The sequence below is a fragment of the Haemophilus seminalis genome, assembly GCF_006384255.1.
Taxonomy (GTDB): Bacteria; Pseudomonadota; Gammaproteobacteria; order Enterobacterales; family Pasteurellaceae; genus Haemophilus; species Haemophilus seminalis.
On record NZ_VCED01000003.1, the window covers coordinates 190,214 to 203,383 of the forward strand.

14 protein-coding genes are annotated in these 13,170 nt (G+C 38.0%); 7 read left to right on the forward strand and 7 right to left on the reverse strand.

What is annotated here, in order from left to right; all coding sequences use genetic code 11:
- Window positions 1–65: 65 nt before the first annotated feature.
- The 5 genes from pyrH to FE813_RS05285 all read left to right on the forward strand — a co-directional run bounded on the left by pyrH (window position 66) and on the right by FE813_RS05285 (window position 4,873).
- On the forward strand, window positions 66–779 hold the full coding sequence (pyrH, locus tag FE813_RS05265; protein ID WP_048952828.1) for a UMP kinase: 714 nt from the start codon (window positions 66–68) through the stop codon (window positions 777–779).
- 211 nt (window positions 780–990) lie between these two features.
- Window positions 991–1,938, forward strand: a complete 948-nt coding sequence (gene accA / locus FE813_RS05270) for an acetyl-CoA carboxylase carboxyl transferase subunit alpha (protein ID WP_139989760.1) — start codon at window positions 991–993, stop codon at window positions 1,936–1,938.
- 73 nt (window positions 1,939–2,011) lie between these two features.
- Entirely contained in the window at window positions 2,012–2,878 is an 867-nt protein-coding gene (pdxY, locus tag FE813_RS05275) for a pyridoxal kinase (RefSeq protein WP_139989761.1), read from the forward strand.
- Complete coding sequence (gene tilS / locus FE813_RS05280) at window positions 2,878–4,176, forward strand: tRNA lysidine(34) synthetase TilS (RefSeq protein WP_139989762.1); 1,299 nt, start codon at window positions 2,878–2,880, stop codon at window positions 4,174–4,176. Before pdxY ends, tilS begins: the two co-directional genes overlap by 1 nt.
- Window positions 4,177–4,255: 79 nt before the next feature.
- A complete protein-coding gene (locus FE813_RS05285) occupies window positions 4,256–4,873 on the forward strand; it encodes a MarC family protein (RefSeq protein WP_048952831.1) in 618 nt (205 codons plus the stop codon).
- Between the two features lie 67 nt (window positions 4,874–4,940).
- Here FE813_RS05285 and znuB read toward each other — a convergent pair whose 3' ends face one another.
- Window positions 4,941–5,726 carry a zinc ABC transporter permease subunit ZnuB gene (gene znuB / locus FE813_RS05290; protein ID WP_139989763.1) on the reverse strand — a complete coding sequence of 262 codons (786 nt, stop codon included), beginning with the start codon at window positions 5,724–5,726 and terminating at the stop codon, window positions 4,941–4,943.
- Window positions 5,726–6,532, reverse strand: coding sequence for a zinc ABC transporter ATP-binding protein ZnuC (gene znuC / locus FE813_RS05295; protein ID WP_139989764.1), 807 nt, complete (start codon window positions 6,530–6,532; stop codon window positions 5,726–5,728). The genes znuB and znuC overlap by 1 nt, the downstream gene beginning before the upstream one ends.
- Before the next feature lie 182 nt (window positions 6,533–6,714).
- Between znuC and mepM the strand changes: the two genes are divergently transcribed.
- Together mepM and FE813_RS05305 are read left to right on the forward strand one after the other, a co-directional pair.
- Window positions 6,715–8,157, forward strand: a complete 1,443-nt coding sequence (gene mepM, locus FE813_RS05300; RefSeq protein WP_139989765.1) for a murein DD-endopeptidase MepM — start codon at window positions 6,715–6,717, stop codon at window positions 8,155–8,157.
- Between the two features lie 120 nt (window positions 8,158–8,277).
- Complete coding sequence (locus FE813_RS05305; protein ID WP_139989766.1) at window positions 8,278–9,234, forward strand: sigma 54-interacting transcriptional regulator; 957 nt, start codon at window positions 8,278–8,280, stop codon at window positions 9,232–9,234.
- 11 nt (window positions 9,235–9,245) lie between these two features.
- Here the strand turns inward: FE813_RS05305 and hflX are convergent, their stop codons facing one another.
- The 5 genes from hflX to gloA all read right to left on the reverse strand — a co-directional run bounded on the left by hflX (window position 9,246) and on the right by gloA (window position 13,156).
- Window positions 9,246–10,607 (reverse strand): ribosome rescue GTPase HflX, encoded by a 1,362-nt coding sequence (hflX, locus tag FE813_RS05310; RefSeq protein ID WP_139989767.1) that lies wholly within the window; start codon window positions 10,605–10,607, stop codon window positions 9,246–9,248.
- Window positions 10,608–10,621: 14 nt separating this feature from the next.
- A complete protein-coding gene (gene hfq / locus FE813_RS05315) occupies window positions 10,622–10,897 on the reverse strand; it encodes an RNA chaperone Hfq (RefSeq protein WP_046942174.1) in 276 nt (91 codons plus the stop codon).
- Window positions 10,898–10,988: 91 nt separating this feature from the next.
- Window positions 10,989–11,957, reverse strand: coding sequence for a 23S rRNA pseudouridine(955/2504/2580) synthase RluC (rluC, locus tag FE813_RS05320; RefSeq protein ID WP_139989768.1), 969 nt, complete (start codon window positions 11,955–11,957; stop codon window positions 10,989–10,991).
- Between the two features lie 49 nt (window positions 11,958–12,006).
- Entirely contained in the window at window positions 12,007–12,675 is a 669-nt protein-coding gene (rnt, locus tag FE813_RS05325; RefSeq protein WP_139989769.1) for a ribonuclease T, read from the reverse strand.
- Between the two features lie 73 nt (window positions 12,676–12,748).
- On the reverse strand, window positions 12,749–13,156 hold the full coding sequence (gene gloA, locus FE813_RS05330) for a lactoylglutathione lyase (RefSeq protein ID WP_111407625.1): 408 nt from the start codon (window positions 13,154–13,156) through the stop codon (window positions 12,749–12,751).
- Window positions 13,157–13,170 lie beyond the last annotated feature (14 nt).

Consider the following 13,170-nt stretch of genomic DNA (forward strand, 5'->3'; position numbering starts at 1 on the left):
CTTCTTCACTCTTGCTAGGTTATTTTATAAAATAAGCCGATTTTTAAAGCCAAAAGGAAAAAATAATGAGCCAACCAATTTACAAACGTATTTTATTAAAATTAAGTGGTGAAGCATTACAAGGGGAAGAAGGTTTTGGCATTGATCCATCAATTCTTGATCGTATGGCATTAGAGATTAAAGAGCTTGTAGAAATGGGGGTTGAAGTCGGTGTTGTCCTTGGTGGCGGAAATTTATTCCGTGGCGCGAAATTAGCAAAAGCCGGAATGAATCGCGTTGTAGGCGATCATATGGGAATGCTTGCTACCGTAATGAATGGTTTAGCAATGCGTGATTCGTTATTTCGTGCGGATGTAAATGCGAAATTAATGTCTGCATTTCAGTTAAATGGAATTTGCGACACTTACAATTGGTCTGAGGCAATCAAAATGTTACGCGAGAAACGAGTTGTGATTTTCTCTGCAGGGACAGGCAGCCCATTCTTTACAACCGATTCTGCAGCTTGTTTACGTGGTATTGAAATTGAAGCAGACGTGGTATTAAAAGCAACAAAAGTTGATGGAGTTTATGATTGTGATCCAGCAAAAAATGCTGATGCAAAACTTTATAAGCAACTAAGTTATGCAGAGGTTATTGATAAAGAATTACAAGTGATGGATTTAGCCGCATTTACACTTGCACGAGATCATCATATGCCGATTCGAGTGTTCAATATGGGAAAACCTGGTGCATTACGCCGTGTTGTAATGGGAACAGAGGAAGGAACAATCATTTCTTAATCATTTAAAAAGATAGAATATAGCTTCATATAAAAATGGTATATGCGTATAAGCAATACCATTTTTGCTTTTTAATGTGTGGTTATAGATCTGTTTTTTTCCTATTATTTTCTCCGCTACTTATCTCCCCCAACCAGTGAAAACCATTTGCGCCACAGTTTAATTCTTGATAAAGTGCGGTCGATTTTTACGGTCTTTTTAGGATAAGAAAATGAGCCAAGAATATTTAGATTTTGAATTGCCGATTGCTGAATTAGAAGCAAAAATTGAAGCATTACGAGCAGCATCAGATGATAAAGTTGATTTAACTGATGAAATCAAACGCTTACAAAAGAAAAGTAACGAACTCACTAAAAAAACCTTTGCTAACCTCGATGCTTGGCAAGTTTCACGTATGGCGCGTCATCCAAACCGCCCTTATACATTAGATTATATCGAACATATTTTTACTGAATTTGAAGAACTTGCAGGCGATCGCGCATTTGCTAATGATAAAGCGATTGTTGGTGGCTTGGCTCGTTTAGATGGTCGCCCAGTGATGGTGATTGGTCATCAAAAAGGTCGTTCCGTAAAAGAAAAAGTACAACGAAATTTTGGTATGCCAGCACCTGAAGGTTATCGTAAAGCGTTACGTTTAATGGAAATGGCCGAACGCTTCAAATTACCGATTATCACATTTATTGACACACCGGGAGCTTATCCGGGTATCGGCGCAGAAGAACGTGGTCAAGCGGAAGCTATCGCCCGTAACTTACGCGAAATGGCACAGCTTACCGTTCCTGTTATTTGTACCGTTATCGGTGAAGGCGGTTCTGGCGGCGCACTAGCTATTGGCGTGGGCGATAAAGTGAATATGTTACAGTATTCGACCTATTCTGTTATTTCTCCAGAAGGCTGTGCTTCTATTCTTTGGAAAAGTGCAGAAAAAGCATCAACCGCAGCTGAAGTAATGGGATTAACCGCAAGCCGTTTAAAAGAACTAAATCTTATCGATAACATTGTGCAAGAACCTTTGGGGGGCGCACATCGCAATTATGCGAAAATGGCTGAAAACTTAAAACTTCGTTTAAAAGAAGATTTAGCAGAGCTCGATGGACTAAGCAAAGAAGAATTATTAAATCGACGTTATGAACGTTTAATGTCTTACGGTTATTGCTAGCTGACATTCTAAAAGAGCGGTGATTTTTGCCGCTCTTTTTTGATCTAAATATAACAATAAAGGAGCAAACACAATGAAAAACGTACTTTCGATCCAATCTCACGTGGTCTATGGTTTTGCGGGTAACAAATCTGCGACTTTTCCAATGCAGTTGTTAGGCGTAGATGTATGGGCATTAAATACCGTTCAATTTTCTAATCACACCCAATATGGAAAATGGACAGGCATGGTCATTCCGCAAGAACAAATCCGAGAAATTGTGACCGGACTCGACAACATTGAAAAACTACAAGAATGTGATGCCTTACTATCAGGTTACTTAGGATCTGCGGAACAAGTCGATCAAATTCTTTTTGCCTTAGAACAAATCAAACTGCGTAATCCAAATGCGCTTTATTTATGTGACCCAGTGATGCCACATCCGAAAAAAATCTGCGTTGTTGCAAATGGTGTTCGCGAGTCTCTTATTGAAAAAGCGATTCCAGTGGCTGATATTATGACACCAAACTTGCATGAATTACGCCAACTGACTGAATTCCCAATTAATACCTTTGATGATGTATTAAAAGCGGTGAATGCACTGATTGCAAAAGGCGTGAAGAAAGTCCTTGTTAAACATTTAGGCTGTGCGGGTAAAATTAACGATCCTGATACATTTGAAATTATTATGGCAACCCCAGAGGGTGTTTGGCATTTAAGCCGTCCACTTTATCAATTCAACTTTGAACCGGTGGGTGTGGGCGATTTAATCGCAGGTACATTCTTAGCAAATTTACTCAATGGAAAATCTGACGTAGAAGCCTTTGAAGCGATGAATAACGAAGTAGCAGGCGTAATGAAAACCACCTTTGAACTAGGTTCTTACGAATTACAAACCATTGCTGCGCGTTTTGAAATTCTCAATCCAAGCAGCAATTATAAAGCTGAAAAAGTTGCCTAATGGACTTACTTTCAGACATTGAAAAACAACTCAAACAAACCTCTACTCAAGGATTTCTTATTGCCTTGAGTGGTGGTTTGGATTCCACTGTACTTCTTTCTTTATTTGCAAAACTTCGTCAAAAACGACCGCACTTACAACCTTTATCTATACGAGCAATCCATATTCATCACGGATTAAGCCCTAATGCAGACAGTTGGGCTAAACACTGCCAAAACTTATGCGATCAATTTCAAATTCCGTTGATTGTCGAGCTAGTACAAGTAGATAAAACCAATGGTATTGAGGCTGGGGCGCGTGAAGCACGCTATCAAGCCATAAAAAAACATCTTCAAACTCAAGAAGTGCTCGTCACGGCACATCATCTAAATGACCAAACTGAAACCTTTTTCTTAGCCCTAAAACGTGGCAGTGGGCTACAAGGCTTAGGCGCTATGCAGCAGCGAAGTGTATTATTCAGCATGCCGATTTTACGTCCTTTGTTAGGTTTTACTCGTCCACAGTTAGAAAATTACGCGCAAAAAGAAAAGCTCAACTGGATTACAGATGAAAGTAATAAAGATAATCGATTTGATCGCAATTTCTTACGCAATGAAATTTTGCCAGAATTACGTGAACGCTGGGCTTATTTTGATTTAGCCGTACAACGTTCAGCACAACATTGTTTTGAGCAACAACAGTTAATTAATGATTTATTGAGTGAAGCCTTTGCAGAACATTGTCAAATTAAAAGCCAATTTAAACTGCCCCAATTTCGCCAATATTCACCTGCAAAACAAACCGCACTTTTGCGCATGTGGCTTGCCGAAAACCAACTTGAAATGCCAAGTAAATGCCAACTTACACAACTTATTAATGATGTTGTTTTTGCAAAAGAAGATGCAAATCCTCAATTTCAGCTTGTAAATAAAGTCATTCGACGTTATAAGGACAGTTTATATTTAACTAAGCCGTTTTCTGATCTAACCAAATACATCTTAAAATTAGAACAAAACACGCTAAGTTTACCCGATGATTTAGGCAATCTCACTGTTCAAGAAAATGAACGTAATCTGATTTTCTACTGGCAGAATTACTCTGTTATGCTAGACAAAACGGACTTACCTATTTCTATCCGCTTTGGCTATTCAGGTAAAGTTAAACATCATCCGAAACGCCCAAGAGAAGATATAAAAAAAATCTGGCAATCACTTGATATTCCCCCTTGGCAGAGAAATCGAATTCCACTTATTTTTTATGGTGATGAATTAAAAAGTGCGGTAGGTTTTTTCTGTGTTTTTAAATCAAATGAAAAATGATAGAAAACCAACCGCACTTCATGTCATTTCTTTGCTAGAATCAGAAACTATGGTTTTTAGTGATAAATAAGGAACATAAATGTTTGATTCTCTTGTTGTTCAGTTTGTCGTGTTATGGGCTGTGATTGATCCTATCGGTTCCATTCCTGTTTATCTTTCGAAAACTATTGGTTTTTCATTAGATGAACGTAGGAAAATTGCGCGTAATGCGGTGATTATTTCAGCCGGTATTTTGCTTTTCTTTTTGATTGGTGGACAAATTCTTTTTGAAGCGATGAAGGTGCCTTTACCTGCATTCCAAATTGCGGGTGGTTTAGTGCTTTTTTTATTTGCTTTAAGTATGATTTTTGGTGAAAGTAAGCCAGAACAAGAAATAAAGATGAAGGTAAATATTACGGAAATTGCGGTTTATCCTCTTGCGGTTCCGTCTATTGCCTCTCCTGGTGCAATGATGGCCATTGTACTTTTAACAGATAACCATCGTTTTAATTTTACAGAACAATTTATTACGGCGGGAATTATGTTAGCAGTATTATTAATCACTTATTTATTATTACTTGGTGCAAATCGCATTCAACATTTTATTGGTAATGCCGGGGCTGCAATTATTAGTCGTGTGATGGGATTAATTTTAGCGACAGTTGCCGTGAATAATGTGTTAATTGGTTTAAAAGATTTTTTTGTACAAATAGCATAGTTAGCAATGTTATTTCATAATTTTAGGACAGACACCGAATTTGTGTGTCTGTCTTTTTTATTATGTTTTATAAGCGTTCTTTTTTAATCAAGGATAATACAAATAAAAATGCAGAACATATTACAACAGAAGGACCTGCTGCAGTATCGTAAAATACCGAGAGTATTAAACCACCAATAATGGAAAGCATGCTGATTATGGTGGCATAACACACCATTGATTCAGGGGTTCGTGCAAAACGACGTGCAGTAGCGGCAGGGATGATCAAGAGTGATGTAATGATTAACGCGCCAACAAATTTCATACTAAGTGCGATTGTAAGAGCGGTTAAAATCATTAAAATAAAGCGCATTTTTTTTATATTGATACCTTCTACTTGGGCAAGTTCAGGCGATACGGTTGTAGAAAGTAAGTCATGCCAAAAATATACTAAGGCCGTCAGTACAATGATAACACCTATACCAATATAAATAAGATCGGTATAGTTAATTGCTAGTAAATCACCAAATAAATAACTCATTAAATCAACACGAACATTTTTTAATAATCCTACAGTTACTACCCCAAGAGATAAACAGCTGTGAGCAATAATTCCAAGTAATGTATCAATAGAAAATTGTGTGTTGCTTTCTAACCATACCATTGCAATGGCGAGAATGAGGGTAAGTATAATGATTGCGATATAGGGATTTACTTGAAAGAAAATACCTAAGGCCACGCCAAATAATGCGGAGTGAGATAGCGTATCACCAAAGTAAGCCATTTTCCGCCATACAACGAAAACACCGAGTGGGGCAGTAATAAGTGAAAGTAAAATGCCTGTTAGAAAAGCGGGAAATAAAATTTCAAACATTATTTATCCTTATTTTGACAATGCACAGCTGATGAATTACAACCGCACACATCCCCGTGTAAGGTGTGGTGATGATTGTGATGATGGGTATAAAAGCCGACATTTTGTGCGAGCTGATTTCCCCATAAACGCATAAATGTTGGATCATTTGAGAGAACATCGGGTGTACTTGCACAGCAAATATGTTGGTTAATACACAATACTTCTTTACTATCCGCCATCACAATGTGTAAATCGTGTGATACCATCAATACGGCACAATTTAATTTTTGTTGGGTCTGATGAATTAGTTGATAAAGCTCTGCTTGACCAGTAATGTCTACACCTTGGGTGGGTTCGTCTAGTACAAGTAAATTCGGTTTATTTAAAATTGCACGTGCTAATAATACGCGTTGCATTTCACCGCCAGAAAGTTTTTGCATATTACTTTTGCGTAAATGTGAAATCGAAAGTTGCTCAAGTGCGGTGGATATTTCTTGTGTTTTGAGACCTTTTTTTAGCGAAAGAAATCGCTCAACCGTAATAGGCAAACTATGATCCAAATGGATTTTTTGTGGTACATAGCCAATGCGAACATTTTTACTGTAAATCACTTCGCCAGAAGTGGGTGTTTGTAGTTTTAATAAGGTTTTTAATAACGTTGATTTACCACCACCATTTGGCCCAACAATAGTGATAATAGAATTTGGATAGATATTTAAATTGATATTTTGTAATGCTGTTTTTTGTGAAAAAACGACACTAATATTTTTTAGCTGAATTAATGGGGATAAATCAGGTTGACTGTGAATAGCTGTTATATTCATAAAATCGCCGCGCTTTTGAGATTAGCTGGTCAAAATAGCGCATTTTGATCGATTCCTCAAGAACTTATGCTTTATGATGAATATTTAGGCGTTTGATTGAGACTTTTTCAGGTAAAATGAATTTTCTTTTTAATTTGCAGTCTGAGTGCTGAAAAGAAAACTTTTTAATTTTAGGAAATCCTGTGCAACACGTAAAATTAGCTCGAGATAGACGGAAAAAGCGTTCTCGCATTAAAGCGGGCGTTTTTTTTATTGCTATTTTGCTGATTTTTACTGGGATTTTACTTACGCTTAAAGATAATGTTGAAAGCCATTCTGAATCCAGTCAAATGATGCCGACTGTTGTTGATGGTGTGGCATATCAATCTTTGAACTCATCGCCTAAGGATGAGACGATTACAACGCATCCGGTTTCTCATGATGAAGCAACCTCTTATGATGATGAATTACAGGCTCATGATGATGAGGTTGAAGAAGTAAAACCATTCTTAGATGATTTGGATGATCTTCCGCAAAATGCCCAAGATGCACTAAGTGGTTTATTAGATGCAGCTGATCAGGCTATTCGAATTACCGATCAATTTAGCCATACCGTTACAAGTGGTGATACTTTAAAAGATGTACTTGAACTTTCTGGTTTGGAGGATGATACAGCAAAGCGTTTAATTGACACGGATTCTCAATTGGCGCATTTAAATGCGGGCCAACAAATTTATTGGATTCTAGATAAAAATGATAATTTAGAATACTTAAATTGGCTTGTTTCAGAAAAAGAAGAGCGAGTTTATGAGCGTTTAGAAAATGGAACGTTTAAACGTCAAGTTATTGAGAAGAAAAGTGTTTGGCGGAAAGAAGTATTAAAAGGTGAGATTAATGGTACTTTTGCCGCAAGTTTGAAAGCGCAAGGATTGGATAACCGTCAGATTAATCAACTAACAACTGCACTTCAATGGCAAGTGAGTATTCAGAAATTGAAAAAAGGAACTAAATTTGCAATTTTAGTTTCTCGTGAATATTTAGGTGATAAATTAACTGGACAAGGTAACGTTGAAGCGTTGCACCTTTCATTTGAAGGTAAGAGTTATTATGCTGTGCAAGCAACAAATGGCCGTTATTATAGCCAACAAGGGGAGACTCTAGGCAAAGGTTTTGCTCGTTATCCATTGCAACGCCAAGCTCGGGTTTCTTCACCATTTAATCCGAATCGTCGTCATCCGGTAACTGGACGTATACGACCACATAAAGGTGTGGATTTCTCTGTTCCACAAGGCACACCGATTATCGCCCCTGCAGATGGAGTAGTTGAAAAAGTGGCATATCAAGCTGGTGGTGCTGGTCGTTATATTGTCGTTCGACATGGTCGAGAATATCAAACGGTTTACATGCACTTAAGCAAGCCACTTGTGCGCGCAGGACAAGAAATCAAAAAAGGGGAAAGAATAGCACTTTCAGGTAACACTGGCATTTCAACAGGCCCACATTTGCATTATGAATTTCATATTAATGGGCGAGCAGTTAATCCGTTGACGATTAAATTGCCAGGCACAAGTAGTGGAATGGGCACTGCTGAACGGAAACAATTCCTTGTTCGAGCACGTGAAGCAGAGCGAATGTTAAAATTATAGTCATATAAAATGCGGTCAAGATTGACCGCATTTTTATTTTTCGATGTGTAAAATAATATTTACACCTTTATGTAAAAAAACTATCATAATCATATATTATTTCTCTCATATTTCCGATATATGACAACCTTCAAATTTGATCCTCAAAAACCTTTCGATTGTTTTATTGTGCAAAGTGAATCCATGAGAAGTGCGGTTGAGAATGCAAAACGTTTTGCTATGTTTGATGCGTCTTTATTAATTCAAGGTGAAACTGGGACTGGAAAAGATTTGTTGGCGAAAGCCTGCCATTATCAGAGTTTACGTCGTGATAAAAAATTTATCGCAGTAAATTGTGCGGGGTTGCCTGATGAAGATGCGGAAAGTGAAATGTTTGGTCGGAAAGTCGGAGACAGTGAAACTATCGGTTTTTTTGAATACGCGAATGAGGGAACCGTATTACTAGATGGCATCGCAGAACTTTCATTGGGTTTACAGGCTAAATTATTACGTTTTTTAACGGATGGATCTTTCCGTCGAGTGGGTGAAGAGAAGGAACATCATGCAAACGTGCGAGTGATTTGCACATCACAGGTTCCACTTCATTTGCTTGTTGAGCAAGGTAAAGTTCGTGCTGATTTGTTTCATCGCTTAAATGTTCTCACTATTAATGTGCCACCATTACGCGAACGCATGGCTGATATTGAGCCACTGGCACAAGGTTTTTTACAGGAAATCAGTGAAGAATTAAAAATTGCAAAACCAACTTTCGATAAAGATTTTCTTCTTTATTTGCAGAAATATGATTGGAAAGGGAATGTTCGTGAGCTTTATAACACCCTTTATCGCGCTAGTTCATTGATAAAAGATAATCACTTAACTACGGATAGTCTAGAGCTTGCTCCGCCACAAAGTTCGGTGATTTCTTTGGATGAATTTGAGAATAAAACCTTAGATGAAATCATTGGTTCTTATGAGGCACAAGTCCTAAAATTATTCTATGAAGAATATCCAAGCACGAGAAAATTAGCTCAACGTTTAGGTGTTTCGCATACTGCGATTGCGAATAAATTGAAACAATATGGAATTGGAAAATAATTTTCTATAAATTAGGCATAGTCAGATTGTATTTTAATATCCGCTAATCCAGAAAATTGCTTACATAACTTTAACCACATAATCTTATCAATCTGCACATTTAACAAAAATTCGCCTTGTTCAGAAATTTGTTCATGTCGTACACAATCAAGCTGATAAAAAGCATGGCGAAGTTTGCCTTCGTGCGGTTGTAAAATTAAAGAAAGAGAAAGTATCTCGTTTTTTAACCGCACTTTAATAGCTTCAAACAATAAATGAATACCCAACTCATCTTGCGCAGAGAGATAGACTGCAATAGGCTGATTTTCATCATTGTATTCGATATGCGGTATAACATTTTCTAACAAATCAATTTTGTTATATACCAATAGAACAGGCACTTGTCCTGCATCAATTTCCTCTAGCACATCATTGACGGCATCGATATTTTCTTGTTTTCGCGAGTCAGCCGCATCAATCACATGGAGTAATAAGCTGGCCTCCACTGTTTCTTGTAAAGTCGATTTAAAGGCTGAAACAAGATCATGCGGAAGCTGTCGAACAAATCCAACTGTATCCGCTAAAATTGCCGTGCCTACATCTTGAATCTGTAATTTTCGTAAAGTGGGATCTAATGTTGCAAAAAGCTGATCTGCCGCATAAACCTCTGCATTGGTTAAACGATTAAATAAGGTTGATTTCCCTGCATTGGTATAGCCAACAAGTGAAATGGTCGGGATATCTGCCTTTTGGCGTGTTTGGCGATTTTGATTGCGCTGTTTCTCTACTTTTGCCAATCGATTTTGTAATTGAGAAATGCGCACTTTAATCAAACGACGATCGGTTTCTAATTGAGTTTCACCCGGCCCTCGTAATCCTACCGCCCCTTTTTGTTGATCTAATCCTGTTTTGCGACGAACTAATCGAGTGGATAAGTGTTTTAGTTGCGCAAGTTCAACCTGTAATTTCCCCTCATGAGAACGTGCTCGTTGGGCGAAAATATCTAAAATGACGCCAGTGCGATCGACCACTCGACAATGACATAAACTTTCTAAGTTACGTGTTTGTGCTGGGGTTAATTGATGGTTAAAAAGCACAACATCAGCATTATGTGATTGCACCGCATCTGCAATTTCTTGAGCTTTTCCCTCACCTACAAAATATTTAGCTTGAGGAGTGGTGCGACTGGTCGTGATTGTATCCAATACATCTACATTGGCAGAATCAGCCAGCAGTAAGAACTCTTGTAGATCGTCAGTGTTTTTATCTTGCGAAAAGAAAACGTGAACCACGATGGCGATATCACGCGTTTTTTCAGATTGTTGAGATGAAGAAAGTGCGGTTGAAATTTCCTGAGAATTTTCAACCGCACTTAATAAATATTGATTATCCATTGATGGAGCTGTGATTATTCTACTTGGGTTTCCACGCTTTCAACGGCTTCAGGTGTTGCTACATGATGGCTGCTATTGTGATGTGAAACAGAGCGCGCAGGCACAACGGTTGAAATTGCGTGTTTATATACCATTTGGTTCACAGTGTTTTTTAATAAAATCACGAATTGATCGAATGATTCAATTTGACCTTGGAGTTTGATTCCGTTTACAAGGTAGATTGATACAGGAATGCGTTCGCGACGAAGCGCATTTAAATAAGGATCTTGTAAAGATTGTCCTTTTGCCATTTTGCTATCCTTTGTTGTCGTTATTATGAAATTTTGATGATAGAAACGAGTTGTCTCCGTACGCAAGTGTAGCAATAAACACAAATGTTGTCTATTTGCTTTCCCGCAACTTTTGCAAAATTGCTTTCATTTTATGATCTAGTAGTGCATTGAAACGTAGTGTTTCGCCATTTTTAGGGTGCTCAAATCGAATTGAAAAGGCATGCAAGAACAAACGGTTCAATCCCAACTCGCTCATTTGTTTATCAAAATCTTTATCGCCGTATTTATCATCTAATGCAATAGGATGTCCTGCATATTGTGTATGTACACGAATTTGATGTGTACGCCCTGTGACTGGTGAAGCCTTCACGAGCGTAGCATTTGTATAGCGTTCTTCAATGCTAAATCGGGTTTCAGATGGTTTACCTTGCTCGCTGACACGCACAATGCGCTCTCCGCTGGATAATTCATTTTTCAAAAGAGGTGCTTGAACAACTTTTACATGGGATTGCCATTGCCCTCGAACTAACGCTAAATAATCTTTTTGAACGGTTTTGACACGAAGTTGTTCATGCAAATTACGTAATGCTGAACGTTTTTTAGCAATTAATAAAATACCTGATGTATCGCGATCCAAACGATGAACTAGTTCTAAAAAACGCGCCTCTGGACGCAGTGCTCGTAAGGCTTCAATCACACCAAAATTTAAACCACTCCCTCCATGCACAGCGATTCCTGAAGGTTTATTTAAAACAATTAAACAATCATCTTCAAATAAAATTTGGTTTTCAAGTGCGGCGACTTTATTGAGATTTTTTGAAATTGATGCGTCGTTTTTTTCAGCCACACGCACTGGCGGAACGCGAACGATATCACCTGTTTGCAGTTTATATTCTGGCTTAATCCGGCCTTTATTTACCCGCACTTCACCTTTACGCACAATGCGATAAATTAAACTTTTGGGTACGCCTTTGAGTTTTGCTAATAAATAATTATCGATACGTTGGCCACTTTCATCTTCACTAATAGTCAGCATTTTTACTGATGAATTAATGATTTTTTCGTTTTGTTCAGTCATATTTTTCTCTTTTGACAGACTAAGCGGAATTTGTTCTTTGAATTTATTCTTATTTGTCATTTACTTCACTGTCTGGAATGATATGGGGATAACCACCTAAATCTTTTAAATGATTCACCATATAGCAAAATAATTCCGCTGTGCGTTCGGTGTCATATAGCGCGGAGTGAGCTAGCTTTCCATCAAACGGAATTTTAGCGGCAAGACAGGCCTTAACGAGAACAGTCTGACCAAACATAAAACCGGCAAGCGTTGCCGTATCAAACATTCCAAAAGGGTGGAAGGGATTACGCTTTACGCCGGTACGTTCAGCTGCAGCCATCACAAAACTTTGGTCAAAAGCAGCGTTGTGCGCCACAATGATGGAGCGTTGGCAATCTGCATCTTTTTGTCCTCGACGTACCATTTGAAATAATCCCGTGATTGCATCGAGTTCAGACACTGCGCCACGTAATGGATTGTGAATATCAATGCCATTAAATTTCAAGGACTCTGGATTAATATTTGCTCCTTCAAAAGGCTCGATATGAAAATGGCATTTTTGGTCAGGATGCAAATAACCGTTTTCATCCATTTTTAATGTGATGGCGGCTAGTTCGAGTAACGCATCTTTTTTTGCATCAAAACCAGCAGTTTCAACATCAATAATGACGGGGAAATAGCCACGAAAGCGATTTTTTAATTGGTTGTGATAAGGGATTTCTTGAGAATCGGACATAATCTATCTCTTAAAAATAAAATAACGTAGGAATCCCTACGTTATTAAAAATACAATAAAAATTGACCGCACTTTAGTTGCCTAAACCAGATTTAGTACTTTTGTTTTCGATAAATTCAATTTTATAACCATCTGGATCTTCAACAAAAGCAATGACGGTTGAGCCACCTTTAACTGGTCCTGCTTCGCGAGTAACGTTACCACCGCTTGCGCGAACGGCTTCACAAGTCGCATAAATATCATCCACGCCGATAGCGATATGTCCATATGCAGTGCCCTGTTCATATTTATCTACGCCCCAGTTGTATGTTAATTCAATTTCTGCCGCACTTTCGCCATCTTCGTAGCCTAAAAAAGCCAGCGTATATTTGTATTCAGGGTTTTCACTGGTGCGTAATAAGCGCATACCTAAAACATCCTGATAGAATTTGATTGAACGATCTAAATCGCCCACGCGTAACATAGTATGTAAAATTCGCATCGGTTTAATCCTTT